28 protein-coding genes are annotated in these 24,575 nt (G+C 59.3%); 11 read left to right on the top strand and 17 right to left on the bottom strand.

From position 1 onward, the window contains the following. Positions 1-65: 65 nt before the first annotated feature. The 10 genes from GA0061103_RS19785 to GA0061103_RS19830 form a co-directional block, all read right to left on the bottom strand. Positions 66-686, bottom strand: a complete 621-nt coding sequence (locus GA0061103_RS19785; RefSeq protein ID WP_092714066.1) for a YdeI/OmpD-associated family protein — start codon at positions 684-686, stop codon at positions 66-68. Between the two features lie 126 nt (positions 687-812). Next, entirely contained in the window at positions 813-1,244 is a 432-nt protein-coding gene (locus GA0061103_RS19790; RefSeq protein ID WP_092714068.1) for an SRPBCC family protein, read from the bottom strand. After that, the gene (locus GA0061103_RS19795; RefSeq protein WP_092714070.1) at positions 1,241-1,564 is read right to left on the bottom strand and encodes an ArsR/SmtB family transcription factor; all 324 of its coding nucleotides are present in this window, start codon (positions 1,562-1,564) and stop codon (positions 1,241-1,243) included. Before GA0061103_RS19795 ends, GA0061103_RS19790 begins: the two co-directional genes overlap by 4 nt. Before the next feature lie 83 nt (positions 1,565-1,647). After that, positions 1,648-2,445: a glycerophosphodiester phosphodiesterase gene (locus GA0061103_RS19800; protein WP_092714072.1), complete on the bottom strand. Its 798-nt coding sequence runs from the start codon at positions 2,443-2,445 to the stop codon at positions 1,648-1,650. Positions 2,446-2,482: 37 nt separating this feature from the next. Continuing rightward, positions 2,483-3,373, bottom strand: a complete 891-nt coding sequence (locus tag GA0061103_RS19805; protein ID WP_092714074.1) for an ABC transporter permease — start codon at positions 3,371-3,373, stop codon at positions 2,483-2,485. A gap of 25 nt (positions 3,374-3,398) precedes the next feature. After that, positions 3,399-4,325 (bottom strand): ABC transporter permease, encoded by a 927-nt coding sequence (locus GA0061103_RS19810; protein WP_092714076.1) that lies wholly within the window; start codon positions 4,323-4,325, stop codon positions 3,399-3,401. A gap of 11 nt (positions 4,326-4,336) precedes the next feature. Next, positions 4,337-5,203 (bottom strand): ABC transporter ATP-binding protein, encoded by an 867-nt coding sequence (locus GA0061103_RS19815; protein ID WP_092714078.1) that lies wholly within the window; start codon positions 5,201-5,203, stop codon positions 4,337-4,339. Then, positions 5,196-6,164, bottom strand: a complete 969-nt coding sequence (locus GA0061103_RS19820; RefSeq protein WP_092714080.1) for an ABC transporter ATP-binding protein — start codon at positions 6,162-6,164, stop codon at positions 5,196-5,198. The genes GA0061103_RS19815 and GA0061103_RS19820 overlap by 8 nt, the downstream gene beginning before the upstream one ends. 11 nt (positions 6,165-6,175) lie before the next feature. After that, entirely contained in the window at positions 6,176-7,783 is a 1,608-nt protein-coding gene (locus GA0061103_RS19825) for an ABC transporter substrate-binding protein (protein ID WP_092714082.1), read from the bottom strand. An 82-nt stretch (positions 7,784-7,865) separates the two neighbouring features. Beyond that, on the bottom strand, positions 7,866-8,912 hold the full coding sequence (locus tag GA0061103_RS19830; RefSeq protein WP_092714083.1) for a LacI family DNA-binding transcriptional regulator: 1,047 nt from the start codon (positions 8,910-8,912) through the stop codon (positions 7,866-7,868). 427 nt (positions 8,913-9,339) lie between these two features. Between GA0061103_RS19830 and GA0061103_RS19835 the strand changes: the two genes are divergently transcribed. The 3 genes from GA0061103_RS19835 to GA0061103_RS19845 all read left to right on the top strand — a co-directional run bounded on the left by GA0061103_RS19835 (position 9,340) and on the right by GA0061103_RS19845 (position 12,414). Beyond that, positions 9,340-9,885, top strand: a complete 546-nt coding sequence (locus GA0061103_RS19835) for a hypothetical protein (RefSeq protein WP_141694451.1) — start codon at positions 9,340-9,342, stop codon at positions 9,883-9,885. Between the two features lie 19 nt (positions 9,886-9,904). After that, entirely contained in the window at positions 9,905-10,579 is a 675-nt protein-coding gene (locus GA0061103_RS19840; RefSeq protein WP_092714087.1) for a DUF2278 family protein, read from the top strand. Between the two features lie 101 nt (positions 10,580-10,680). Next, a complete protein-coding gene (locus tag GA0061103_RS19845; protein ID WP_092714089.1) occupies positions 10,681-12,414 on the top strand; it encodes a phospholipase D-like domain-containing protein in 1,734 nt (577 codons plus the stop codon). Between the two features lie 711 nt (positions 12,415-13,125). Here GA0061103_RS19845 and GA0061103_RS19855 read toward each other — a convergent pair. Further along, the gene (locus GA0061103_RS19855; RefSeq protein ID WP_092714093.1) at positions 13,126-14,766 is read right to left on the bottom strand and encodes an FAD-binding dehydrogenase; all 1,641 of its coding nucleotides are present in this window, start codon (positions 14,764-14,766) and stop codon (positions 13,126-13,128) included. Between the two features lie 396 nt (positions 14,767-15,162). Here GA0061103_RS19855 and GA0061103_RS19860 point away from each other — a divergent pair, with 396 nt between their 5' ends. Both GA0061103_RS19860 and GA0061103_RS19865 read left to right on the top strand, forming a co-directional pair. Next, positions 15,163-15,387 (top strand): hypothetical protein, encoded by a 225-nt coding sequence (locus tag GA0061103_RS19860; protein ID WP_092714095.1) that lies wholly within the window; start codon positions 15,163-15,165, stop codon positions 15,385-15,387. A gap of 259 nt (positions 15,388-15,646) precedes the next feature. Then, on the top strand, positions 15,647-16,024 hold the full coding sequence (locus tag GA0061103_RS19865) for a hypothetical protein (RefSeq protein ID WP_092714097.1): 378 nt from the start codon (positions 15,647-15,649) through the stop codon (positions 16,022-16,024). 32 nt (positions 16,025-16,056) lie between these two features. Here GA0061103_RS19865 and GA0061103_RS19870 read toward each other — a convergent pair whose 3' ends face one another. After that, a complete protein-coding gene (locus GA0061103_RS19870) occupies positions 16,057-16,644 on the bottom strand; it encodes a TetR/AcrR family transcriptional regulator (RefSeq protein WP_092714099.1) in 588 nt (195 codons plus the stop codon). 52 nt (positions 16,645-16,696) lie between these two features. On the opposite strand from GA0061103_RS19870, the gene GA0061103_RS19875 reads away from it, so the two are divergent. After that, positions 16,697-17,395 carry a DUF4336 domain-containing protein gene (locus GA0061103_RS19875; RefSeq protein ID WP_092714101.1) on the top strand — a complete coding sequence of 233 codons (699 nt, stop codon included), beginning with the start codon at positions 16,697-16,699 and terminating at the stop codon, positions 17,393-17,395. Positions 17,396-17,494: 99 nt separating this feature from the next. Here the strand turns inward: GA0061103_RS19875 and GA0061103_RS19880 are convergent, their stop codons facing one another. After that, complete coding sequence (locus GA0061103_RS19880; protein ID WP_092714103.1) at positions 17,495-17,956, bottom strand: YbhB/YbcL family Raf kinase inhibitor-like protein; 462 nt, start codon at positions 17,954-17,956, stop codon at positions 17,495-17,497. 142 nt (positions 17,957-18,098) lie between these two features. Between GA0061103_RS19880 and GA0061103_RS19885 the strand changes: the two genes are divergently transcribed. Then, the gene (locus GA0061103_RS19885; RefSeq protein WP_092714424.1) at positions 18,099-18,356 is read left to right on the top strand and encodes a DUF2934 domain-containing protein; all 258 of its coding nucleotides are present in this window, start codon (positions 18,099-18,101) and stop codon (positions 18,354-18,356) included. Positions 18,357-18,471: 115 nt separating this feature from the next. Here the strand turns inward: GA0061103_RS19885 and GA0061103_RS19890 are convergent, their stop codons facing one another. After that, positions 18,472-18,828 (bottom strand): hypothetical protein, encoded by a 357-nt coding sequence (locus tag GA0061103_RS19890; RefSeq protein ID WP_092714105.1) that lies wholly within the window; start codon positions 18,826-18,828, stop codon positions 18,472-18,474. A 286-nt stretch (positions 18,829-19,114) separates the two neighbouring features. Here GA0061103_RS19890 and GA0061103_RS19895 point away from each other — a divergent pair, with 286 nt between their 5' ends. Next, positions 19,115-19,438 carry a hypothetical protein gene (locus tag GA0061103_RS19895; RefSeq protein WP_092714107.1) on the top strand — a complete coding sequence of 108 codons (324 nt, stop codon included), beginning with the start codon at positions 19,115-19,117 and terminating at the stop codon, positions 19,436-19,438. Between the two features lie 28 nt (positions 19,439-19,466). Then, positions 19,467-19,805, top strand: coding sequence for a hypothetical protein (locus GA0061103_RS19900; RefSeq protein WP_245304810.1), 339 nt, complete (start codon positions 19,467-19,469; stop codon positions 19,803-19,805). Between the two features lie 174 nt (positions 19,806-19,979). Here GA0061103_RS19900 and GA0061103_RS19905 read toward each other — a convergent pair whose 3' ends face one another. Then, a complete protein-coding gene (locus tag GA0061103_RS19905; protein WP_092714111.1) occupies positions 19,980-20,531 on the bottom strand; it encodes a BON domain-containing protein in 552 nt (183 codons plus the stop codon). Positions 20,532-20,598: 67 nt separating this feature from the next. Further along, positions 20,599-21,327 (bottom strand): MgtC/SapB family protein, encoded by a 729-nt coding sequence (locus tag GA0061103_RS19910; RefSeq protein WP_092714113.1) that lies wholly within the window; start codon positions 21,325-21,327, stop codon positions 20,599-20,601. 245 nt (positions 21,328-21,572) lie between these two features. Between GA0061103_RS19910 and GA0061103_RS19915 the strand changes: the two genes are divergently transcribed. Then, positions 21,573-22,487, top strand: a complete 915-nt coding sequence (locus GA0061103_RS19915) for a DMT family transporter (protein WP_092714115.1) — start codon at positions 21,573-21,575, stop codon at positions 22,485-22,487. Positions 22,488-22,652: 165 nt separating this feature from the next. Here the strand turns inward: GA0061103_RS19915 and GA0061103_RS19920 are convergent, their stop codons facing one another. After that, positions 22,653-23,273 carry a hypothetical protein gene (locus GA0061103_RS19920; RefSeq protein ID WP_092714117.1) on the bottom strand — a complete coding sequence of 207 codons (621 nt, stop codon included), beginning with the start codon at positions 23,271-23,273 and terminating at the stop codon, positions 22,653-22,655. A 327-nt stretch (positions 23,274-23,600) separates the two neighbouring features. Between GA0061103_RS19920 and GA0061103_RS19925 the strand changes: the two genes are divergently transcribed. After that, a complete protein-coding gene (locus GA0061103_RS19925; protein WP_092714119.1) occupies positions 23,601-24,503 on the top strand; it encodes an alanine--tRNA ligase-related protein in 903 nt (300 codons plus the stop codon). The last annotated feature ends 72 nt before the right edge of the window (positions 24,504-24,575 follow it).

Genomic DNA, 24,575 nt, shown 5'->3' on the forward strand with positions numbered 1-24,575 from the left:
GCCGATGAAGCGCGGTGCATATCTCGCACATCGGGTTTGAAAACGAGCCGCTTGCGAACTGCCGATCACCGCTCAAGCGCACCCTTTCCGGCGAGAATATGATTGCGGAACTTCACAATCCGCGCGCTTCGCGTTTCTGACTTCTTCACCGAATTCAGATTGATCACATAGCTCTTCTTTCGCCCCGGCGTCAGATCATGGAAAGCCTCCGCCAGCTCGGGATCGGAATCCAGGGCCTCGATCAACTCGTCAGGCAATTCGATTTCGCTTTGCTCTTTCGGCGGCTTGATGCCGGCCTCGGCATAACCCATTGCCTCCTTCAGATAGGATCGGATGACGGGCTCCATCTTCGCCACGGCGTCATTGCTCACAAAGCGGATCATATCGGGATGCCGGGTGTTCTGCCCTTGCTTTTCGAGCAAGCCCTCAGGATCCTTCATCAGTGCCGCGTTGAAGAAACTGGCGCGAAAATCGCCGCGAAAGGCACCGATGATCACGATGTTGCGTCCCTCATGCATGTAGCACGGATGCGCCCACTTTACCGTCTCGACGAGCCCCGCCTCCAGACAGATTCGGCGCAGTTCGTTCAGACCGTCAATCCACAGCCTCGTCGAACAGTCCGGCGTCGCAAAGCGTTCGCAGCGTCCGCATCCCTTGGTAAAGAAGTCCTCGATATCGGTAATCATTTCCTCATCCACTTCATATTCCGGCTATCCGAAGCATCGACACCGTCAGCTCGAGCAAGGCCTGGTGAAAGCAAGTGGCCGGACCATGCTCGCATGATTGTATCCCGGGCTTGCCAGCAATGGGGCTCAACTCACCTCTGCCAGCACCTGTTCAAGTCTTTCCAGGAACTGCCGCCATCCCGCCTTGGCGCCTCCATAAGCCTGCTTCTGGTCCGGTCGGAAGCCGACCTGCTCCATGCGCAGACGGGTCCCCTTATCCGTCTGCGTGAGCGTGAAGGTCACAACGCTCTTCAGATCGAAAGCCGGATCATCATGTGCGAAATTCCATCGATAGGACAGCCTGGCGTCCGGCTCGACGACGAGCACTTCGCAATCCAGGACGCCGCCCCAGTCGCTGCGAAAGCTGAACCGGTGTCCCAGGACGGGAACGAAGTCGTTCTTCATCAGCCACTCTGCGATCAGATGCGGCTGTGTGAGTGCGCGCCAGACCTTTGCCGGCGGATGCGCAATTTCGCGCTCGACCACGACAGCTCGCACCTCGCCCGATGCCGCCTTCATTGATCCATCCGATCGAGCAGGTCTTCGAGATCGTCGAACTTGTCTTCCCAGAAGCCGGTCATTTCGCTTGTCCAGTCAAGCAATGGCGCAAGAGCGTTTCGTTGTGCGCTATAATGCGTCTGGCGTCCTTCGTGCCGGTCGCATACCAGCCCCGCCTGTTTCAGAACGGCAAGATGCTTTGAAACGCCCGGCTGGGAGACACCGGCGTAAGCCGTGAGCGCAACGACGGTCTGATCGCCATCACGGCACAATCGCTCGAATATCGCCCGCCGCGTCGGATCGGCGAGCGCTCGGAAAATAGGATCATGGGCATTGGCCATTGCAATTCATAACTCTTTGGCTATTGATTAGATCGATAGCTGATGGGCTATGAATAAGTCAAGCGCCGACCGGCCGCCTGTTCTCAGGAGCCCGTGCCCAGCATGCGGAGGAAATCCACATCGTCGCCGATAAGGGCATCGACCAGCCGGTCCTTGACGCAGCTGCGGATCATAGGAAGCGGGTCGCGGCCACCCTGCCAGAGGATGGCAAGCTTTTCCGGCAGCGGCAGGCTCAGACGCACGGCAATGCCGGCCTCCTGCAGAGCTTCGGCGTCGGCGCGGTGAAAGCGGTTCAATTCCAGTGAGACGCCGTCAATGCCGCCGGCACGCATCGAGGTAACGATGTCCGCGGGACGATGGTGAAGGATCGCTTCCGTCTGGAGGCGCGGCTCGAGCTCCTTGACGCGCAGCAGGTCAAGATGGTCGAAGGAGGATATGGCGACATGATCGAAAGCGTCGAGCTCTCGCAGCGTGCCGATCATGATATCGATGAGGCGATCGGCACGCTCGGGCTCCTTCATCTCGATCGCAAGGCGCGTATCCGTTTGCTTGGCCCACAGCAGGGTATCGGCAAGCGTCGGCACACGGGTCCCGGCGAAGCGCGGGTCAAATTTTGCGCCGGCGTCGAGCGAAAGAATGTGCTGGAGATCGTGATCGGCAACGAAGCCGAAGCCGTTGGTCGTGCGATCAAGCGTTCTGTCGTGAATCACAACGATCTGTTCGTCACGCGTCAGCATAAGGTCGATTTCGCACTCGTTGGCGCCTGCATTCACCCCCTCCTGGAAGGCGAGAATAGTGTTTTCCGGGAAACGTCGGCTGAAACCGCGGTGAGCGGCAATGCGGAGCGAACCATGACGAGCGGCATGAAGGGGCAAAGGCAATGCAAGTCTCCTTGGAGTCGGTTCTTTACGGAGCAACCTAGTGAAGTGTCGGATCGAGAACGTCGCGCAAATAGTCGCCGATCAGGCTGATCGACAGCGACAGGATGAAGATCACGATGCCCGGCAAGATCGCGATCCACCACTCGGTCATCACATAGTCGCGGCCTGCACCGACCATGCTGCCGAGGCTGACGAGCGGCGGCTGGATGCCGAGGCCGAGAAAGCTCAGCGCCGATTCCTGCAGCAGGATTTCCGGCAGGACGATCGTCAGGTTGACGAGGACGACGGAGAGAATGTTGGGCAGCACGTGCAGAAAGGCGATGCGCCCTGTTCCTGCACCATTTCGTCTCAACGCCGCGACATAGCCCCGCTCCAGCTCCAGCCCGGCCATGGTGCGCACCAACCGCGCGTAACGTTCCCAGCCGTAGAGGCCGAGCAACGCCATGAAGAGCCAGAGATTGTCGCCGAAGAAGGCGAGAACGGCGAGCGCAATGATGAGGAACGGCATCGATGCCTGAAAGTCTACCGCGACGCGGATCACCATATCGGCAAATCCGCGGCCGAAAGCAGCCAGCAGCCCAAGCACCGTACCGAGCGCCAGGCTGATCGCCGATGCGCCGAGCGCGATCAGCAGGCTGGTGCGCAAGCCGTAGAAGATGCGGCTCAGAATATCGCGGCCAAGCTCGTCCGTGCCGAGAATATGCTTGAATGAGCCGCCGAACAGGATCGGCGGCGCCTTGCGGGCATGAAGATCGATCTGTGCAAAACCATGGGGCGCAAGCACATTGGCAAAGATCGCGACCATGATGAAGATCACGAGCACGATGGCGCAAATGGCCGTCATCAAATCGAACCGGAGGTGGGGCCGGAAGGCTTTCTCTGATCTGGTCTTTTGGGAAACGTCAGCGCCGGTCGCTGCATTCGCCATGGCTGATACCTTTCGAGGCGGCCGATCAGGCCGATGCGCGATGCCGCAGACGCGGATCGGCGAGAATGTAGAGACAATCGATCATGAGATTGGCCGTCACCATCGTTGCCGTGATGAGCAGCACGATGGTCTGCACGATGTTCAGATCGCGCTGCGCGACGGAGGAGACAAGAAAGCGGCCGACACCCGGCCAGGCGTAGACGCTCTCGACCACGGCTGCGCCGCCAATCATGCCACCAACAAGGAAGCCGAGCATGGTGAGAAGCGGCAGGGCTGCATTCGGCATGATGTGTCGCCAGAGAAGGGCGCTTTCGCCGATGCGCTTGGCGCGCGCTGCCAATATGAAACGCTGGCCCAACACCTCCAGCACGCTTGAGCGGACGAAGCGGGCGATGATGCCGGCGTTGTAGAGACCGATGACCAGAACGGGCATGACGAGATGTGCCATTGTCGATCCCCCGCCGCTCGGCAAGATCCGCAAGGAGACGGCGAAAAGCTGGATGAGCAGGATGGCGATCAGGAAATTCGGCAGCGAATGCATCAGCACCGCAAGCGCCATGACAAAGCGGTCGATCAGTCCGCCGCGGTTGCGTGCAGCGAGAATACCGAAAGGCACGCCGGCGCCGAAGGCTAATATCAAGGCAGCGCCCATCAATTCCAGCGTCGCCGGAACCTTCGACAGGACCAGTGTCAGCGCGTCCTGCCCATTCAATAGCGACGTGCCGAAATCGCCGCGCAGGAGATGCCCGAGATAGGAAAAATACTGGATGTAGAGCGGCTGATCGAGACCCCATTGCTGCCGCATCAGCGCTACCACTTCCGGCGGCGTCTCGATGGGCAACAGGGAATGCAGCGGATCGCCGCTGACGCGCAGAATGACGAAGGTGAAGGTCATCGCCAGGAACAGGGTCACAAGTGCTCGCAGAAACGCCCGCAGGATGGATTGAAGCATTGCCTGTTCCTTCAGAGCGTTTCGAGCATGACCGTTGCCTGCCGCATCCTGCTGCGCCGCCCGTGGGGAACGGCAGAAAGGAGCTTGGCGGTATAGGGGTGAGCCGGGTTTGCGAAGACATCCTCCGTGGGACCGGTTTCCACGATCTGTCCTGCCTCCATGATCGCCACGCGATGCGAGACGTGCCGGACCACGCGCACGTCGTGGCTGATAAAAAGCAAAGACAGGCCGCGTGCCCGCTGCAATTCGAGCAGGAGATTGAGCACCTGCGCCTGCACGGAAACGTCGAGCGCCGAGACCGGCTCGTCGCACAATAGAATTTGCGGCTCGACCACGAGGGCACGGGCAATCGCGACACGCTGGCGCTGGCCGCCGGAGAGCTGATGCGGAAATTTCTGCAAGGCGGAGACCGGCAGGCTGACGGCCTTAAATGCCTCTGCCGCGCGATCGAGCCTGCTTGCCGGATAGCCTATGCCGTGAATTGTCAGCGTCTCCACCATCTGATGACCGACGCTCCGGCGCGGATCGAGCGCGCCCATCGTATCCTGCGAGATAACCTGCAGATGTTTTGCCAAACCACGCCGGTTCGGCTTCATCAGGCTTTTGAAGGGCTGACCGAACAGCGTGATTTCGCCTGATGTCGGCTCGCGGTCGCCGCAGAGCAGCGAGGCGAGAGTGGACTTGCCGCAGCCGGACTCGCCGACAAGACCCAGTGTTTCGCCGGGTCTCAATTCCAGGCTCACATCCTTGATCGCATGAAATCCCTTCGCGCGTCCCGGCCAAAGGGAAAAGCCCGGAGCATAGGAAAATTGCAGATCGCGGGCAGCAAGCGCCGCACCAGCAATCTGCGCATCGGGTGGCATCTGCTTGTCAGGCATTATGGGAGCTCCATGGATTGAAGCAGGCAAGCGCTGCCGCACCGGCAATCAACGGCGGGACCATCGTTGCACAATTCGGCTCCGCCCGCGGACAACGGGGCGCAAAGGCGCAGGCCTGCGGCAGGTCGTCATGCAGCTTCAGCTCGCCGGGGATGTCCGCGAGCCTCTCCAGCGGCCTGCCCCGTCCAGGCATGGCCTCCAGCAGCAACCTTGTATAGGGATGACGCGGATTGTCGTAGAGATCGTCCGTGCGATTGATCTCGACCAGCGACCCCGCATACATGACCGCGATACGGTCGCAGACCTCCGAGACGAGATCGAGATCGTGGCTGATGAAGATCATGGGGATGCCACGTTCGCGCACCGCCTTGACCAGAAGAGCGACGACCTGCGCCTGCACCGTCACGTCAAGCGCCGTCGTCGGCTCGTCGGCAATGATCAATCGCGGCTGCATGGCAAGCGCCGTGGCGATCATCACGCGCTGGCACATGCCGCCGGAGAATTGCGCGGGATAGGCATTGTAGCGCGTCTCGGGTTGCGGAATGGCGACCTCCGCCAGAAGCCGGAGCGCTTCGTCCCTTGCTTCCTTTGCCGACATGCCGGCGCTGACCGCGGCCTCGGCGATCTGGGAGCCGATGGTGCGGACCGGATCGAGGCAGGAGACGGGCTCCTGAAAGATCAGCCCGATCGGCGGCAGCTTTACCCGCGACCGCGGACCGAGTTCGGCTGCGTCATACATGGCATCCTGGAAGGAAATATAGCCCATGGCACTGGCGCTCGGCCCCAGAAGACCCGCAAGCGCCAGGCAGGTGAGGCTCTTTCCCGATCCGCTCTCGCCGACGATGCCAAGGATCTCACCCTCGGCAAGGTCGAAAGACACGTTGTTGACCGGATGAAACCGCCCGGCGCCCGTTCTGAACGAGACACTCAGATTGTCGACGGAAAGAACGGGAACGCCCATCGCGACGCAGCTCAGCTCTTCTGCTCTTCGAAGGAAAGGCTGCCGGCGCCAAGATCCATCTGGAAGGCCGGCAGAGGCTGCCACTTGATGCCCTTGCGGATGCCGAAGAAGACGGCGTTCTGGTGGAGGACGGTCACGCCCGGATCTTCCCACTCGATCAGATGCAGCATGTCGCGGAATATCTTGGCACGGTCGGCGGGATCGACCGCCGTTTCCATTTTCGCACCGAGCGCATCGAAATCGGCGTTCTGCCAGATCTTGAACGAGGTGAGCGAGCCGGCCGCGCTGAACTGCGTGAAGAAGGAGATATAGGGGTCGGGGATCTGCCCGGTGCTCGACCAGTTGCCGGTGGCGCGGGTTGGCGAGTTGTCAAACAGCTTGCCCGATTCGACGAACTTCATCTTGGCATTGACGCCGACAGCCTGCCACATGGCGACGACGGCCTGGGTGACCGGATTTTCCGCCGTGTAATAATTGTTCTGCGAGCGGACTTCGATCTCCTCGCCGTTGTAGCCGGCATCCTTCAGGAGCTGCATCGCCTGGTCCGGATCATATTTGTAGGCCGGATAATCCTTGAGATAGACAGGACCATAGAGCTCGAACTGCAGCCCGTTCGGCACCCTCGTGCGGCCATTCCAGATCGTGTCAACGATCGCCTGACGGTCGATGGCGAGAATGAGTGCCTGACGGACGCGCGGGTCCTTCAGCGCCGGATTGTTCTTGTCGAAGAACAGGATGCGGTTGTTCGGAACCGGACCGCCGACGATCTCGTGATCAGTGCTGGCGGTGACGACCGAAAGCTGATCCGGCGGCAGGTCCGTGGCAATGTCGTAGTCGCCGGCCAGCAGGCCGGCAATGCGCGAGGAAACCTCCGGCACGATGCGCAAGGTCACGCGCTTGACGGCCGGTTTGCCGCGATAGGCCTGATCGTGAGCGGCGAGAACAACGCTCTCATTGGCCGTATAGCTTTCGACCTTGTAGGGGCCGGCGCCGACCGGTTTCTGCCGCCAGGTCGTCCAGTTGCCGCCGTTTTTCTGCCAGGCATCCTTGCTGATGACAACGGCCGCATAAGATGCAAGACGCTGCAGGAAGATCGGGTCCTGGAACTTGGTGACGAAGCGGACCGTCAGCGGATCGACCACTTCGACATGGTCGAGGCTGGTGAAATTGGTGCGATAGGTCGGATAGCCCGGTGCGTCCTTGTTCAGGAGCCGCTCAGGGCCGAAGGAGAAAGCGACGTCCTCGGCGGTCATCTCGCGGCCATCATGGAAGATCACGCCGGGGCGCAGTTTCATTTCGAGCACTGTCGGCGAAATCCAGGTCCAGGAGGTGGCGAGATTGGGCTTCACCGAGAAATCCCCGCGCATGTCGAGCGCGAGCACTGTTTCGTGGATGGAATAGTTGTTGCGGAAGGCGACGTTGCTGGCGGCATCGACAGGCTCCTGCGAGACCGGATTCATCTGAACGGCGATGCGAAGCTCCGGCCTTTTATCGGCGTTGTCATCAGCTGAGGCAGGCAATGCCGGGACGAAAGCCGCTAGGCTGGCAGCGGCTCCCATCAGAAGGGTCGTGCGGCGGGTAACCGGGCTGTTGAAGCCGCTGAGCAGATATTCGGACATCGGCACACTTTCCTGTTAAAGCTTTGCACAAACGTTTGCGCAAATGAAAAACGACCACTTACGTTCAGAACCATCGTTTCTTTTACGCAAGGGAGAATGGCCGCAAGCTAGGCGAGCTCGATGACGCACGTATGACAAGTTCGGGAGTAACGAACCGGATCGGACGCTTTTCAACGCGCAGATCCGCCGGGAGATTCGAAAGCTCAATCAGAAGGTCAAGCGATGCTTCGCACAGCGCATCCGTCGGCTGTGCGACTGTCGTCAGAGGCGGGGTCCAATAGGCGGTGTCGGGTACGTTGTCATAGCCGACAACCGAAATATCGGCAGGGATCTGAAGGCCGAGATCGCGCAGGAAGGCGACGACTTCGATGGCAAGCCCGTCGCTGCCGCAGATCAGCGCCGTCGGGGGTTGCGGCGATGCCAGGAGATCCGCAAAGAGCTTGCGGTCGCGCTCGCCCTTCTCAAAGGAAATGACGTCGCCGAGGACCAAGCCCGCGCTGCCGGCAACGGCGTCCTGGAAAATCGACAGCCGATCGCGAAGCGCGCTGCGGCTGACGCGGTAGACGAAAGAAATGCGGCGGTGGCCGAGCTCCACCAGGTGATCGAACAGCAGTCTTATGCCCTGTCGGTCGTCCGTGAGAACCGCGGGAAGCGGCCCTGTCAGCCCTGCGCCAAGCGTCACATGCGCTTTGCCCATGAGATCGAGATGATCGCAGAGCGCCTGCTGGCCCGGAAGGTCGCTGACCATGATGACGCCATCGAAGAAATCCTGCTGAAACAGGCGCAGCTGGCCGGCGATCTCGCCAGCCTCTCCTTTGGCCTGCGCGACCAGCAGTTCCACACCACGGCGTTGCGCCACGATTTGGAGGCGGCTTGTCAGATGCGGCTGATAATGGCCCGACAGGCTGTTGACGATAGCACCGAAGACGCCGGTCCTATGGGTCCTCAGCGATGTTGCCAGACGGTTGACGACATAACCGACGCTGCTTGCCGTTACCCTGACACGCTCCTGCGTCTCCGGACTGATGCGGCTGTCAGCCTGGCCGTTCAGGACGCGGGACACCGTCGTCGCGGACACGCCGGCCAGCCGGGCGACGTCGAGAATGCCGATTCTTTTGGGTGCTTTCATACGGTCTGCCGAAATTTTCGCGCCGCGCCGCACCGGCGCCAGGAGGTTCCGGAACTCTTGCCTCACTTGCTTCGAGACGCAAGGCCGCATTCGGGCTCCAGGGGGAAATTTGATGGGGAAACTGACAGAGCGAGATGGGAAGCCTCTGTCTCAGACTTGCCGAACCGCCGATGTTAAAAATGGACGCTGACAACGAGAAGAAAATTGCCGTAAGATCAACCAAAGATGGAAACCGAAGTGCGGGCTTTTGCCGACCTTTCCATTCTGGATCTAAGCTGCGGCTCCCGATGCGGTGGCAATTTGTCTTGGTGATGCCCATAGCGAAGCTGCAAAATTTGGCCTTCCCAAAACTGCGTCGACGATCGACAACAAAGCGTCCAGGCCTATCAAACTTCATCGAAATCCGAATTTTCTTGAGGGCACTTCCTTGGCACCACATAAGATCATGATCATTCGCCATGCCGAACGTCCGGTGGACGGCGGCAAGGACCAGGGCGTCCGGCTAGAGGGCACGCCGAACGAAAATTTCCTGACCGTCAGAGGATGGCAGCGGGCCGGCGCTTTGGTTCGACGGTTCAGCCCGCTCGTCAAGAGCGGCGTGCAAGGCCTTATCGAGCCGCCGACAGCTCTCTACGCGGCGCATCCGGACGACAAGCATCGCAGCCACCGCACACGCTCGACGCTGCAGCCGCTTGCCGACCTCCTGGGCCTAACTGTGAATACCGATCATGGACGTGGGGAAGAGGCCGAACTGGCGAAGGCCATTATGGGCCAAAATGGCGTCGTGCTTATCGCTTGGGAGCATAAGGCAATTCATGAGATCGTCACGGCGTTGACGCAAAGTCAGATAAACGCGCCGAGTTGGCCCGATGATCGTTTTGATATGATCTTCGTGCTGACCCAGGACCCGGCCTGGCGTCTCTCCCAGGAGCCGCAGCAGGTACTGGCAGGCGACCAGGCAAGCATTTTCTAGCCCCCAGAGAAGGCCTCTCATGACACGTCAACGTCGCAAGCCCAAGAATGCCCAGCGCACCTACGGAGTCCTGGTCGGCAAGGTCGCCGATGGAACTCTGAAACCGTCAGGCTCCTCGCCGCATTATGAGATCTGGGTCAAAGCAGACGACGAGGATTTCCGGATTGCCGTCAATGTCCAATCCGTTGATGGCAGTGACGTGCTGGCTCACTACGACCCCGACTTCAAGGACAATAGCGGCCACGATATTGCCGGGCTTGCCCAAGGCCCGGCAGGCTTCAAGTCCTTGCAGACCGGACCGGATGGCGAGGGTCTGGACTATATTCGCGACACGCTTTTCCCGATCGATGATATGACCGCCATTCCGGCCGACGGTGCGCAGCTGTCGCTGGCCAATATGCTGGATGCACAGATCGAGCGCGCAAAGGCCGACACAAGCGCCGTCATCGTCGCCTTCGGAGAGTATTTTCAGGATCAGGGAAGCGACGAAACCTTTCATTTCAGCCCCGAACGCGGCGTCCACGATATCCACTTCATGCAAGGCAACTCAGGCAGTTTCGCCGACGACAACCGCGTCCACGGCGACGGCGGGCTGTTCATCCGGTTTGCCGGCGGCGAGACCATAGCCCTGTTCGTGCGCTTCAGCGTCCAGGCGCTCAAGACCGACGATCAGACCGGCGCCCCGCTCACCTGACGGGCCTTTCGCTCAAAGTCTTGCGCCGCTCGGAGCGCGGCGCAAATCTCATGGTCGACAGCAAATGCAGAAACTGAAGCAACCATCCAGGGAGAGGTACAATGAACATAAGTCTGATCGTGCATCCCGGTGTCGATAGTGCTCTTATTGCCTGGCGCAGCGACTTTATCGACCAGTGCCGTGGTTTTGCCTTGCGACGGAAGATCAAGCGCGCGGCTGGAAGCCCGCAAAGCCCGAATACGGTCTCCGATGTCGACGCCGACGGCTTTCATGAGGAGATCGTTGCCAGTTGGGTCGGCTTCGCCGATGGGCCGGCCGTCGAAGAAGGCACGCGCAAGCCGACGACGGAATGGCCGATCCAGAAATATCTCTGGTCCGATTTTGCCGTCAATCCGGGCGATGTCGTCGCCTACCGGGTCTCCGCCATGATCGGACCCGAAACGGCGTTGCAGGAATCGGCCGATCACGTATCGGACTGGAGCGATGCCATGCAGATCGGGGCCGAAACCAGCGGCCATGTCAGCTGCTATTTCAATCGCGGCATCGTCGCCAGCCAGTGGCTTGCGCGCGTGTTACCGGAAGAGGCTCCCACCACGAAACTCAAGAAGGCGATCGCCAACCCGGAAGACCCGATCCGTCGATTTCTTGCGGGGCCGATCCGCGACAAGCTGGTATCGCTCCTCAACGATGCGCGATCGAATGGCGGCCATATCTATGCCGCCCTGTTCGAACTGGACGATCCGGAACTTATTCCCCTGCTGCAGGGCTTCAAGAAACGGGCTCACATCGTGCTTGGCAATGGCAGCGTCAAGAAAAAGGGCGATGACGAAAACGAGGACGCCCGATCCGAGCTGTCTTCCTGCGATGTCAAGGATCGCATGAGCGCGCCGCGGGCACTCGCGCACAATAAATTCCTGGTCATCTGCGATGCCGACAAGTCGCCCCAGGCCGTATGGACCGGCAGCACGAACTGGACGATGACCGGCCTTTGCACCCAGGCCAACAATGCGCTTTTGGTCGACAACCCGGCCGTAGCGGAATTCTACCTCGATCAGTGGAAGACGCTTGCCGCCGACGGCAATGATTCCCCGCCCGCCCTCTATCAAAGCAATGCCGAGCCCAGAACAACGTCCAAGGCCAAGAATACGACGGTCTGGTTCACGCCCATGCGCGAAGGACTCGATCTCGAACAGGCAGGCGAGCTGATCCGCGGCGCCCAGCAGGGCATCCTGTTCGCCATGTTCAATCCGGGTCCTCGCGGTACGCTTCTCAACGACATCATCGAGCTTGCGTCTCCGTCGAGCCCTTCGTTCAAACCCGATCTCTACATCCAGGGCGTGGTCAACCAGAACCCCGGCACGGCAAAGAACCCTGTCGTGCTGTTCAACAGAGGCGAACGGATCGACGCCAATGCCGATGTCGTCCTGCCCGCCGCAATCCCCGGCCGTTTCGCCTATTGGCAGAAGGAAGTTCTGAAGCTGCCGACGGCCCACGCCATGGTCCACAGCAAGGTGGTCATCGTCGATCCATATGGTCCCAATCCCGTCGTCATGACCGGCTCCCACAATATGGGTCCGAAGGCGAGCGGCGTGAACGACGAGAACCTGGTGATCATCACCGGCAACGGCGATCTTGCCAGCCAATATGCCGGCAAGATCATGGAAATCTATGCCCAGTATCGCTGGCGGCAATCCGTTCAGAAACAGGGTGGCGCGCCCAAGTGGACCGGTCTTGCCGATGATGACAATTGGCAGATCAAATCGCCGGATCAACCCTATGACAAGCGTCGCATACGCGAGCTCGACTTCTGGTTCGGCAAAAATGACAACACCTGAGATCTGACGGGCATCAACCCTGGATCGCAGCAAACCCGCTGCGATCCTGCTCGCGGACATGGCTCGACTTGCTCGTGCATGTGTAATGCCGACGCAATCTTCGGCTTCTAGTGGCTTGGCAACAATCTGGATTTCCGAATGTTGCCTCGCTGCTCTCTTCCCATGCTTCTCTTTATCGGCGCTTTGGCGCTTGTGGGGTGGACTTCCGTCGTCGTCAAAACCCATATGGACGGGTCAGGCGAGATGATTGGGCAATATCACGGGTCGCTCGCTGGTGTGCTTCTCCCCGTCCCCGACCGGCGGTTCACTGCAGGACACGAGATTGCCGGCAGTGCCGTGCCGCCCGGCTATTTCGAAAGGGCGAGGATGCTTCTATACCTCCTGCGTTCGCGCCACTGGCGAAAAGCGGCTTATAGCGAAACTTCACAAGCCGACTACCGGACATGAATAATCCCGTCGCATTTATTCGGATGACGCCGATACGGAAACGTCAATTGTTCTGCGTGCGCCCAAGCCGCTGGATCTTCCCTGCAGCCAGAGCTTCCAGCCGTCCATTCGGGTAGGTTAAATAAACCTCTGGTAGATGCTATGACTTGCTCTACCGGCTTGGATGCCACCCCCGGGCCGGCCATTGCAGCGTCCGACGAGACTGCATGCCCTCGCAGTGTCGTCGGACACCCCTCCCTTGAAAGAGCGTTTAATTCGACCGGCTCATGCTGCCCGCCCCGCCTTGCGGCCGGAGAAAATGCATCCCCCCAGGAACGTGCCCTCCAGCGCATTGCAGCCGTGATATCCACCGCCGCCAAAGCCTGCCGCCTCGCCGCAGGCATACAATCCCGGTATGAGCGCGCCGCTCTGCCCAAGCGCCTGGCTATTCAGATCGGTTTCAAGCCCGCCCAAAGATTTGCGTGTAAGGATGTTGAGGCGCACCGCAATCAATGGGCCGGCTTTCGCATCCAATATGCGATGCGGCGGGGCCGTACGCATGAAGCGATCGCCGAGATATCCGCGCGCCTGTCTCAACGCGACGATCTGGGCATCCTTGGCAAAGGGATTGTCCAATTCGCGGTCGCGGGCTTCGATCTGAGACCGCAGATGGGCAAGGTCGAGCGGGTGATCGCCGATACGGTTCATGCCGGCGACCAGCTCGTCCAGTGTTTCAGCAACGATGAAATCCCGACCCTTCGCCTTGAAGGCCTCCACCGGCGGCGGAGCCGACCGCCCCAAGCGGCTGCGCAGAAGGAGCCCGATGTCGCGTCCCGTAAGATCCGGATTCTGTTCGGAGCCCGAAAGGGCAAACTCCTTCTTGACGATCTTTTGCGTGGTCACGAACCAGCTGTAACTATGGCCGAGCTTGCAGATGTGCTGCAGCGTCGCAAGACTGTCGAAGCCCGGCAGGCAAGGTGCCGGCATGCGATTGCCATTGGCGTCGAACCAGAGCGACGACGGACCTGGCAGGATGCGGATACCGTGGTTCGGCCAGATCGGGTCCCAGTTGGCAATGCCTTCGGTATAGTGCCACATCCGGTCGCCATTGATCAGCCGCGCGCCGGCCGCCTCGGCATGACCGATCATCAAGCCATCCACGTGATGGGGTACGCCGCTCAGCATCCGTTCAGGCGGGGAACCGAGACGGTCGACGGGCCAGGCGCGGCGAACCAGTTCCGGATTGCCGCCGATGCCGCCACTTGCCACGATCACGGTACCCTCGATGCGGAAGTCCCCCACGACATCACGGTTCGATTGCTGACCGCGGGAGATGGCATCCTCCGCCAGAAGCTCGCCTTCCACACCGGTTATGCCATTGTGATCGCCGATCAGCCGCGTCACCCGCCGACGGAACAACAGCTCGACCTTGCCTTCCCTCTCCGCCGCCAAAACCCGTTTTAGGAATGGATCGAGAACGCCGGGACCCGTACCCCAGGTCAGATGGAAGCGCGGCACGGAATTGCCATGTCCGTCGGCAAGGCCTCCGCCACGTTCTGCCCAGCCGACGACGGGAAACCAGCGCATGCCGAGCCCATGCAGCCAGCTGCGCATCTCGCCGGCGGCAAAATCGAGATAGGCGTCCGCCCAGGCACGCGGCCAGAAGTCTTCGGCACGGTCGAAGCCTGCCGCACCCAGCCAATCCTGACGAGCGAGATCGAGACTGTCACGAATACGCATGCGCCTCTGTTCCGGCGTATCGATCATGAACAGACCGCCGAGCGACCAGAAGGCCTGGCCACCGAGACTAGCACGCGGCTCCTGATCGACAAGGATCACCCGCTTTCCGCGCTCTATCAGCTCGCAGGCGGCAACAAGGCCCGACAGGCCAGCTCCGACGATGACGACATCTGCATTATTGCCCATTCGACCTCCCAGCGAACGTGAACCAGATGGGAAGTTTAATGAAGCTTACGTAAAAGTAAAACAGATCTGATGGGCGTCAGGAATCCATCGTTCGACGACTTCACGCCGCTCCTCAATACCACTTTCCGTTGTAGTGCATCGGGGCTGCGCACTGGACGAAACGGCGCGCCTCCGAACACTGTCCCTACACGGTCGGATAACCGGCAACATAGTGGATCGAACGGCGGCGGCCTCCACCAAGCCTGCATCCCATCTCCACGAAACCTGCACCATATTCATGTTGTCTTCCGATGAGGCAGCCGCCCACCGCGAAAGGGCCTTTAGCAGGCATAGGGCTCCAAGCGGAGACGGACATAGCGCCAAACGACAGTGCCAAGGTTCCGCAGGGGGAACATCATGTATAAACACAGGACGCCCACGCTTGTCGATTGGCTTGCGCTATTGGCACGCCTGACGCCGATCATCACCGCTTATCTTTGGCCGATATTCCTTCGCCTCATTCTGGGCACCGTCTTTTTTGTCGCACTCGCCGCACTCATGTATCACTTGCTGGACGTGGAATTGAACTTTTCCGTGCATGGCTCGCCTCCACGGATCGCTCCGCTGACGCTCGAGCGATAGTTTTGTTCTCGGAGCCGGCAGCCTCCCCGCTCCGCACGTCACGCCGTCTTCGACGGCACAAGCGCGGAAAGACAATGACCTTCTGCTATCAACCCGCCTGACATCCTTTCGTCGGGACGCGAAAACGGAGGCTTACAATTGACTGGAAGAAGGAAATCACGACAGAGTGCGTCTCCACGGCCTTCTCCATCGCATCGGCTTGCCTGACATCGGAAAAGGCGCCACCCGATTGCTTAATCAAGAGAGAGGAGCAGCAGCCATGGGCAAGCTTCCCGACATGACGAAACACCGCGGCTTTCCTTCCGGCATGCCGGGTACAGGCGTGCAATTCACCATTCGCCGTGCAAATCCCAAGGGCGTGACACCGATCAAGAAACTGCCGCGCCGCGCGCGACCAGGATCGCAGGAACATCGGATCGATGCCGCATTCCTGCACGCGCTTTGGCATCATTTCGGAACTGAACCCTTCGAGCGCGGCAATCTCGACGCCGCTCGGCTGAACCTCCTCTTTGAGCGCGAGGTCCTGCCAGCAGACAAGGACTTCGACCCGCTTTCTTACGAAGCCATGCTTGTGATCAACGAAAAACTGGCGCGCGAAAGCTTCCCTGAAGCGTTCGTGGACGTGATGGAAATCTGACACCACGCGGAAACTGGGCCTTTTGAGGGCCGTCAACGCGGGGGCTGCGCGGCAGAACCGATACCCTCGACAAGGATGCGGACAATGCGCCGGATCTCCTGCCCGCTGAAGTATCCCGTCGACAGCGCCGTCAGCATGGATTGCCCAAAGACGCCGAGCAGGACGAGGGTCATGAAATTGGGATCCTCATCCCTGCGAATGATCCCTTGCCGCTGGCCAAGAACCAGAATGTCTCGCACAAGGCCCTGAAACGAAGCCCGACCAGGCGGCGGTTCGAGTGATGGCCGATCGGCGGGACTGAGGGCAAGTCTTGCAAGCGAGGGATTGGCGAGGCACCAGCCTGCGCTGTCGAGAAGTACCAGTTCGAGCAGGGACAAGACATTCTCGTTGGCTGCCATTCTCACGCGATAACCGGCATCCCGCGCTTCGACCATTGCGATCAGGCAGAGCGCGATCTCCTCCTTTGAGCGAAAAAGATTGTAGACCGTCTTGCGCGTCAAACCGGCGCGGCTGGCTATCTCCTCGATGGAGGTCGCAGCAAATCCAAGCTCCCTGAAAGCCGCATCCGCAGCATCGAGGATGAGTTTTCGCGATCGTTCCGTGCGCTTCAAGATTGCCATTTTTATACAATAGTGTAATTTTACACACATGTAAATGAAATCGGATGGTGCCATGTTGAAGGAATTCGGCCCCGATATCTGGACTGCTGATGGCCCGATCGTGACGGCCGCGGCGGGATTTCACTATCCGACGCGCATGGCCGTCATCCGACTGCGCAACCGCGATCTGGTTCTCTGGTCGCCGGTGAAACTCTCGAGCGACCTTCGCTTCGCGATCGAAGCGCTAGGCGCGGTGCGCCACCTCGTGCCGCCGAATTCGCTGCATCACACATGGCTTTCCGAATGGCGGGAGGCCTTTCCCGAGGCGAAAATCTATGCACCTCCGGGTCTGCGGGAAAAGCGCAGGGATATCGTTTTTGATGACGACCTTCGCTGTGACACGCCGATTTCCGCCTGGGCGGGAGAGATCGATATCGCCATCGTCGAAGGAAACCGTATAACGACGGAAGCCGTCTTCTTTCACCATCGCAGCGAAACGGCGATCTTTGCCGATCTCCTCCAGCAGTTTCCGCAGCGGTGGTTCAGGGGGTGGCGAGGTCTCGTCGCCCGACTCGATCTCATGGTGGCGCCGGAACCATCCGTACCCCGCAAATTTCGCATCGCTTTCACCGATCGCCGGGCCGCCCGCACAGCGCTCGACCATATCCTCGCCTGGCCCACGAAAAATGTTCTGATGGCGCACGGGACCCCGATCACCGCGAATGGTCAGGCATTTCTTCGACACGCATTTCGCTGGCTTGCCAGTGGGTGACAGCTTTACCTGACGATCAATACCGGCAAAGCGCACCATCAGAACCACGAACACCTCGGCGGCAAAATCTGCCGATCATGTCTGCTTGCAGATTATGGCTTACGACTGATAGGTGCCGGTAAGGCTTGCTTCTGCAAGCATATGTTTCCTCACCTTTTGCCACATTGCCTCGGCTCCGGCGGCATCAGGGAGCGTCATCCTCGGCAAATCCAGGGCAGCGAGCCGGAAAACATAACGATGGGGAGGATCGCCGTCCGGCGGCTGCGGACCATCATAACGGGCATTGCCGAAATCATTCTTATAGAAGCGCAGCGCCTGCTCCTGCATCGTATCCACGTTTTCAACCAAGCCGCTCCACTCCGCCGGAATATTGGCGATGCCGCAATGGCGGAATGTTCCACCCGGCGCATCCGGGTCCTCGATGATCAAGGCGAAGCTTTGGGTCTTTTCGGGAGCGCCGCCCCAGGCAAGCGGCGGGAATATATTTTCGCCATCCAGCGCATATTTGCTCGGTATCGGCGCATCCTCAGCAAAGGCCTTGCTGATCAACGTCAAAGCCATTCGATCCTCCTCTTGCTGTCATGGATTCATGAGGCTGTGAAGTTCTGAACCTAAGATGGAACACATCAGAATCATTATTGTTCCCCATAGGGAACATTCGCTTTCACCCGCAGTTGTGGGAGCGTCTATGAAGGAGGAAAAGATGACGGACGAACGGTTCGAGTGGATCAGCAAGCGGGCCTACGCCATTTGGGAAGCAGCCGGCCGTCCCTGGGGCCGCAGCCAGCATCACTGGGAGCAGGCAGCCAAGGAACGCGAGATCATGGAGAGAACACGAGCCTCCGCAGACGGCGAAGAAGTGCTCGCAAGATTTCGACGGGCGGCGACAACATATCCATCCGCGGATGATGCTCAGGAAACCGAAGAAGACACCCACTCCGACGATCGGCGCATCGGATAATTTCTAAGGCAGCTCCCGCCAGAAAGCCGCCGAGCCGTTCCCATGTCCGGTTCCTCAAAGAGGAACGGATATGCGCAATGCACATTGATCCCCCCAAATTTCGAAAGCCTGCCTGCTAATTCTGCGTTCCGTCGCGATTTGGTTGGGCCGGCGTGCTCTTCGTGCCCTGCTGATTGTTCTCCGTTCGATCGGTTGGAACGGGCTGTGCCGATTGCCCTGCTGGCGGCGTATTGTCTATCGTGCCTGCCTGCGGCTGCCCGCCGGAGGAACTTATCGTCGGTGCCGGGTTCTGCGGTTTGTTTGGCTCGATATAACGACCCCAAACTTCAACGCCGGCCCAAACGATTGCCGCCAGAACCAATGCCGTGATCAGGACGGTGAACAGATGCGTGCCGCGCACACCCTGACGGGCTTCGGTCGCGGACAACTGCTTCTTCTCGTCCTGCGGCTTCTTCGGTTCCTCGAATGCCATTGCAAGCCTCCATGTTTGCAAATTCCATATTGGCCTAACCGGGACGCCGAAAGATGGTTCCATCGAGGAGCACCCGTATCCGAGGGGCATTAAACCGGAACAATGCGCAAAGCCCGGCGTTAGCTTCATGAGGTTACAGATCGTACCAAGCGGACGCGATGGTGCTGAAGAATATGGAGATTTTTCCGCTTTCTCTCCATAGCCAACGAAACGGCAGCCGAGCTTCCTAGCCATCCGATCTGCAGCCTTCCAACGCTCAAGGAGCCAACGTTCAAGGAGATGGAAGATGGATGAGCTTTTGAAGCTTTACCGTCTGGTCCCAGTCGCGGCCGACGACGACCCCAACTGGCTGGATGCAAAATCGCATGGCGAGGTTCTGGTTGCTGCCCGCACCGCGGGCGATGCCCGTATCGTGGCGGCCGAAAGGGAGCTGGATTTCATGGATATCGATGCCGCCCCCGCAGAGGACAAAACGACCAGGATGGCAAGCGTCTTTCGCAACGAAAAACTCTACACCGTCATCGAGGTGAACAATGGCAAGGAATATCGTCAGCGCGGTGTCGTCGAAGGAACCATCGGCGTCGACACCATCATCTCCACCCAGGTCTGATTGGTCGCGCCTTTCGAACAGCCGCAGCATGGTGGCCAAATACGGACGCTTCCTGCTGATAACGGCGGTGGCGGCTGGCATGTCATCGAATTTCGTGTTCGCACAGCAACAATCGAACGATGATCGATGCAGAGCAGAAGATACCAACCGGCAGACTGACGACAAGCATGCGGAAGGCGGACAGGCATCGACGCCGAACGGCAACCCCAGCCAGAAACTGGCCGACTGCGGCGGCGTGCTGAAACCACCACCAGTTGGCGACAGCAAAATGGAAAAGCCCGCGCCGCAGGTCGGCAACATGCCCGTCATCAAGCCCGGCGATCAGCAGAAAGAACAGCAGAACGGCCAACAACAGCCAGACAAATAATGCCGATCCTTCTTACGGCTTTGGCTCGGGTTGCTCTATGGGACCGTGCGTAACGGCCCCAGAATCTCGACCATCGCTCGACGTGAACGGCTTGATGACGAGAATCGCCAGAATGGACGCGATCATCAAACCGAAAATGAGGAGCAGCAGCATTCGCATGTCGAAGTCCTGACCCTATGAGGATTTGCGCACGGTAAGATTGCTGTCATGCCCGGCTATGCCGCTGGCTTGCCGAGAGATCGCTTCGGCGCGCTGTTTGGCCTCGTGATTTTCGACGGATCCTTCGATAATGACGCGCCCACGGCTGACGGTGACGAAGATGCTCGCCTCGTTGAGCAATCGATCGGCCTTCAGCCTGCCTTCGATGTCGCTGCGAATTTCCCCATCCGTCCTTTCCTGCGTCGGCGTAGAGGTATTCGCGGGAGAGTTTTCAGGCATTCTCCCATCCCCGACCTCCCTTGATCCGGAGATCGTCCTGGTATTGGAAATCCTGACGGAAACTTCATCGGCCGTTTGCTTGCGCTGCAGGTCGCATTCGGCTGAATCCTCGCAGCGCGCGTCATCGGTACCATGCTCAGGCCGGATTTCCTCTGACGAATGTCGCCTCTTTTCCTCAGCTGCAATATCCCCGGAACCACCGGCTGCCTGATCAAGCGCCTGAAGGGTGCGCATATCGCCGCGATCGAGAGAATCCTTTGCCATTGTCTGTTGCTTGGTTTCGGTCATCGTTTTCTCCCTCCTTGATAAGGGACAAACTTTTACCGCTCCGGAATGTTCCGATCTGGGGCCTGTATCAAGTTCCAGTCGTCAGCATTTCCAAGGATACGACCTTGTGATGCTCCTGCAGGGATGTCAGCAGTTGCGCGCCGCCGCCATCCGGTCCTGCCTGCCGCCATCGCACCTCATAGGAAATATGCGCAACTGCCTCGGTCGAGCCCGCCGCCTTGCCGACAAAGGAAAAGACATATCCGAGCGGTTCAAGCGCTGCTTGCATATCAGTAATCCCAACGCCGGCATCGTGAGGCAGCTCTATGACGATACGCGCTTTCTGCCTGCGCGGAATCAACCTGTCGAACTGCTTAAGCGGCGATAGCACCACAAAGGCGATGAGGGCGCCGGCCGAACCGACAACGAGTTGACCGCCGCCGATGCACAGGCCGACGGCCGTCATGATCCACAAGGTCGCAGCCGTCGTTACGCCGGTGACGAGATCTCCGCGCTTGAGAATAGCGCCGCCACCGATGAAGCCGACGCCGGTCAGGACGCCGAGTGGAAAGCGTAGCACATCCATCGAGGCAAATGACTGTGACGTCTTGCCCAATGTGGACAGCAGGAGATTGGCCTGGATCATCGACAGGCACGCGGCAAGCCCGACGAGGATCGTGGTGCGAAACCCGGCTGCATGCCCGCCCATCTCTCGATTGATGCCGATCAGCCCTCCGGCGACGGTAACCAGCACCAGACGGACGACAATATCCAGCCAATCCGCATCCACCCGCATGATATCGTTGAGGTCAGGCATGATGTCCTCCCAAGGAGTGTCACCACCGGGATTTTCCAGTTGGGGAACATCGCAGACGATGTTTCGTTCCATCCTCGATCGGGGCTGCTCACGAAAAGCACCATCGAAGCAGCATGATGATTTCCGGCTCTCTTGTCAGTTCGAGGGAAAGCGCTTAGCCAGAAGATCGCTCGCGCCACTGCGCCGCGAACCGCTTCCTGCAATGGGGAGCGACCATATCGATTCGACATACGCTGCGAGGCCATATGATTTCCGGAAGCCGTGAGAAGGGACCCATTGCCGGGATCGCACTCGCCTGCGCGGGATATGCCTGCTTTTCACTTCAGGACGCGATGGTGAAGTGGCTGGTCGCCAGCTACGAAGTGCCGGAGATCCTCTTCATGCGCAGTCTGGTCATCGTGCTGGTCGCAGGCGTACTCGTCCGTTATCGGCGCCATCCTTCAATTTTCAAAAGCCCCTATCGCGGCACGGTCGCCCTGCGCGCCGGGCTGATGCTGCTTGCCTGGCTGCTGTTTTACAATGCGGCCCGCTATCTGGGTCTGGCAGAACTGACGACACTGTATTTCTCGGCGCCGATCATCGTCCTGATTCTGTCGATCTTCGTTCTCAAGGAGAAGGTCCATGCGGGCCGCTGGATCGCCTGCATAGGAGGCTTCATCGGCGTGACGATCGCGGCAAATCCAGGCTATTCGCCCAATCTCCTGCCCGCCGCCATGTGCATCGTCGCGGGTTTCTGCTGGGCTTGGAGCACGATCCTGATCCGGCTCGTCAGCCGAAGCGAGACCACGCTCACCCAGATGTATGCCACGAGCCTGATATTCGGCATTGTCTGCGCCCTGTCATTTCCATGGACATGGAAGACCCCTGACGCGAGCGGCTGGGTACTGATGCTGACCCTTGGCGTTATCTCTACGATCGGACAGTTTCTGCTCTATGAAGGCTTTCGATACGCACCCGCTTCGACGCTGGCGCCCATCGAATATAGCGGCCTCGTTTGGGCTTTCGTGTACGGCTATGTGATATGGGCCGAGATTCCGGCGACGAATGTCTTTGCCGGCGCTCTCCTCATCATCGCCTCAAGCTTCCTGCTCATCCTGTGGGAGCGCCGCATGGAGGGCGCCCACCGGAAGAAAGATGAAATACTGAGGCGCGACCGGTAGATGGCCCGACGGCTCTCGAAAGCCGCAAGCCAGCCGCGCGAAAACGCGTGGCGGCTTTACGGCAAGGATACCGAAGATTGGCCATTAAAGGGCTGAAGCCGATCTGCTAGATCGCGCCGCACTCCGGGTCTTCGACTTGAGACATACAGCTGTCCCGAAAAGCCGTCACACCGCTTTGCCGCCCGTCAGCCGTGCTGCGCGCTGCATGCGGTTCGCTTCCAAAGCCCGCTGAAAATCCAGGTCGGTTTGAGCGTGGTGACGGAGATCCTCGAGAAACTGAGAGATGCCATCGAGCGTATCGACGACGACATATCGCAGACCGCCGCCAGCATCGATCAGGTCATGGCTGACACTCACGCCGAAACCACCGGCAACCTTGCGAAACCATGCCGAGCGCCAGCGCTTGAAACCGTCAGGATCCGACTGGAACTCCGCAAGCAGGATCTTTTGCTGGTCAAGCCGCGCGAGGAACGTCTCAACCACGCCCTGCGAGCCGGCCTTTGGCTTCTCAGCCTTCTTTGCAATCCATTTTTCGAGGAACTGGAACCCGGGCTGCGGAGCCGTTGCTTCATCATGATCGATCAGCGCTGCGGAATCAGGCGCCGGCCGCTCAGCACAATCCGCTTGCGCAGACGGACTTGCTTGCGTTTCCTGCTCCATTGCCAGGGTCTGCTTGAGATCGGCCGCAAGCTCCCCCCAGATCGATCTTGCCGATTCGACTGGTTTTGCTTTTGTTCGACGGGAGGTTTTGATTTCGATGATGAAGGGTTTTGTCTGTTTAACCATGATATTTCAGTGTGTGCTCGACGACGGAGCGCAATTGATGGACAATCAGCATTGATGAGAGGCTTGCATTCTCTGAGAGCAACGACCGTCGCGCGGCGATCGCTTGCGATCATTATTGGCCAAGGCCGTACACCAAACCGATCGATGAAGCAATCTCGCCGCTCCCATCCAAAATAGCCATCAGCACACCAAAGCCTGATCTACAGTAAAAACAAGACAGGCATGTAGCAAAGGTGAAGACGATCCACGATTTGAGGCAGCGTGCCCTTTTCTGCCTGGCAAGGTGAAACTCGGATCTGTGCATTGCAGATCCCGCATCGTGTCGCTATGTTTTGGGAAGGCATACGAACAGCAAAGGAGGTTGCCTATGTCATCGCGGGACGCCTGATCCAGCAATACCAAGACTTTTGCCTTTCCAAAGGCATCAAATTCACACGCATGGCCTCCGTAAGGCCGCACGATAATACCACGCTCTTCTGCAGCGCTGGAATGCAGCAGTACAAACCCCTTTTCTCCGATCCTTCCGACATTGGTACCGTTGCCAACGCTCAGGTCTGCCTGAGAATGGGCGATCTCGACGAGATCGGGGACGGAACGCATTTCCTTCACTTCACGATGCTCGGGCTTTTCTCGTTCAGGGAGATGGCTGTCGGCGACGCCATCGATTTCTGGCTCGAGTTTCTCGCAACCCTTGGCCTCGTGCCCGATCATGTCACGATCCATCCGGATCGCCTCGAAGAATGGACACCATTCTATCGCGGCCGCATTCCCATCATCCCGGATGACGAATGCACCTGGAGCGACGGCAGCATCAGCGGATACTGCACCGAATTCTACAAGGACGGCATAGAGATCGGGAACATCGTCAATCCGCTCGGGACCTGTATCGACGTCGGTTTCGGCGCCGAACGCCTGGATATGATCGTGAACGGCACCCTGCCTACCGATGCACTGAGCACACTGCGCGACACCGTCACGACGATCGTGGAGAGCGGCTACAAACCGGGAAACAAGGAGCAGGGATACGTCTTGCGAAAGCTCCTTCGCCGCATCCATGTGATGGGCGGAGCACTGGACCATCCCTATTTCGAACAGGAAGTCGTGCGTCAGGAACGATTGCGCTCAAAATATCTGCGCCTTCGCGAAAAATATCCCGACATGCCGCCGGAGTGGTGGTTCGACACGCACGGCATCGATGTTGCCGACCTGCAAGCAATGAATGGAACGTAGCTTCGACTGATGACGAAAGCGGCGAAGGAGATCGTGCGAGCGGCCTCCTTCGCCGCCTTGCCGGAAACACGC

The sequence above is a fragment of the Martinezella multihospitum genome (assembly GCF_900094585.1).
Taxonomy (GTDB): Bacteria; Pseudomonadota; Alphaproteobacteria; order Rhizobiales; family Rhizobiaceae; genus Rhizobium; species Rhizobium multihospitium.

Excerpts from the sequence above, each read along its gene's own strand:
- GA0061103_RS19855 (WP_092714093.1), bottom strand. The coding sequence starts at position 14,766 with ATGGGCAATAATGCAGATGTCGTCATCGTCGGAGCTGGCCTGTCGGGC.
- GA0061103_RS19825 (WP_092714082.1), bottom strand. The coding sequence starts at position 7,783 with ATGTCCGAATATCTGCTCAGCGGCTTCAACAGCCCGGTTACCCGCCGC.
- GA0061103_RS19925 (WP_092714119.1), top strand. The coding sequence starts at position 23,601 with ATGTTTTGGGAAGGCATACGAACAGCAAAGGAGGTTGCCTATGTCATC.
- GA0061103_RS19920 (WP_092714117.1), bottom strand. The coding sequence starts at position 23,273 with ATGGTTAAACAGACAAAACCCTTCATCATCGAAATCAAAACCTCCCGT.
- GA0061103_RS19905 (WP_092714111.1), bottom strand. The coding sequence starts at position 20,531 with ATGACCGAAACCAAGCAACAGACAATGGCAAAGGATTCTCTCGATCGC.
- GA0061103_RS19845 (WP_092714089.1), top strand. The coding sequence starts at position 10,681 with ATGAACATAAGTCTGATCGTGCATCCCGGTGTCGATAGTGCTCTTATT.
- GA0061103_RS19790 (WP_092714068.1), bottom strand. The coding sequence starts at position 1,244 with ATGAAGGCGGCATCGGGCGAGGTGCGAGCTGTCGTGGTCGAGCGCGAA.
- GA0061103_RS19805 (WP_092714074.1), bottom strand. The coding sequence starts at position 3,373 with ATGGCGAATGCAGCGACCGGCGCTGACGTTTCCCAAAAGACCAGATCA.
- GA0061103_RS19895 (WP_092714107.1), top strand. The coding sequence starts at position 19,115 with ATGGATGAGCTTTTGAAGCTTTACCGTCTGGTCCCAGTCGCGGCCGAC.
- GA0061103_RS19910 (WP_092714113.1), bottom strand. The coding sequence starts at position 21,327 with ATGCCTGACCTCAACGATATCATGCGGGTGGATGCGGATTGGCTGGAT.
- GA0061103_RS19885 (WP_092714424.1), top strand. The coding sequence starts at position 18,099 with ATGACGGACGAACGGTTCGAGTGGATCAGCAAGCGGGCCTACGCCATT.
- GA0061103_RS19810 (WP_092714076.1), bottom strand. The coding sequence starts at position 4,325 with ATGCTTCAATCCATCCTGCGGGCGTTTCTGCGAGCACTTGTGACCCTG.
- GA0061103_RS19915 (WP_092714115.1), top strand. The coding sequence starts at position 21,573 with ATGATTTCCGGAAGCCGTGAGAAGGGACCCATTGCCGGGATCGCACTC.
- GA0061103_RS19815 (WP_092714078.1), bottom strand. The coding sequence starts at position 5,203 with ATGCCTGACAAGCAGATGCCACCCGATGCGCAGATTGCTGGTGCGGCG.
- GA0061103_RS19875 (WP_092714101.1), top strand. The coding sequence starts at position 16,697 with ATGTTGAAGGAATTCGGCCCCGATATCTGGACTGCTGATGGCCCGATC.
- GA0061103_RS19890 (WP_092714105.1), bottom strand. The coding sequence starts at position 18,828 with ATGGCATTCGAGGAACCGAAGAAGCCGCAGGACGAGAAGAAGCAGTTG.
- GA0061103_RS19870 (WP_092714099.1), bottom strand. The coding sequence starts at position 16,644 with ATGGCAATCTTGAAGCGCACGGAACGATCGCGAAAACTCATCCTCGAT.
- GA0061103_RS19880 (WP_092714103.1), bottom strand. The coding sequence starts at position 17,956 with ATGGCTTTGACGTTGATCAGCAAGGCCTTTGCTGAGGATGCGCCGATA.
- GA0061103_RS19900 (WP_245304810.1), top strand. The coding sequence starts at position 19,467 with ATGGTGGCCAAATACGGACGCTTCCTGCTGATAACGGCGGTGGCGGCT.
- GA0061103_RS19830 (WP_092714083.1), bottom strand. The coding sequence starts at position 8,912 with ATGAAAGCACCCAAAAGAATCGGCATTCTCGACGTCGCCCGGCTGGCC.
- GA0061103_RS19820 (WP_092714080.1), bottom strand. The coding sequence starts at position 6,164 with ATGGGCGTTCCCGTTCTTTCCGTCGACAATCTGAGTGTCTCGTTCAGA.
- GA0061103_RS19840 (WP_092714087.1), top strand. The coding sequence starts at position 9,905 with ATGACACGTCAACGTCGCAAGCCCAAGAATGCCCAGCGCACCTACGGA.
- GA0061103_RS19865 (WP_092714097.1), top strand. The coding sequence starts at position 15,647 with ATGGGCAAGCTTCCCGACATGACGAAACACCGCGGCTTTCCTTCCGGC.
- GA0061103_RS19795 (WP_092714070.1), bottom strand. The coding sequence starts at position 1,564 with ATGGCCAATGCCCATGATCCTATTTTCCGAGCGCTCGCCGATCCGACG.
- GA0061103_RS19860 (WP_092714095.1), top strand. The coding sequence starts at position 15,163 with ATGTATAAACACAGGACGCCCACGCTTGTCGATTGGCTTGCGCTATTG.
- GA0061103_RS19785 (WP_092714066.1), bottom strand. The coding sequence starts at position 686 with ATGATTACCGATATCGAGGACTTCTTTACCAAGGGATGCGGACGCTGC.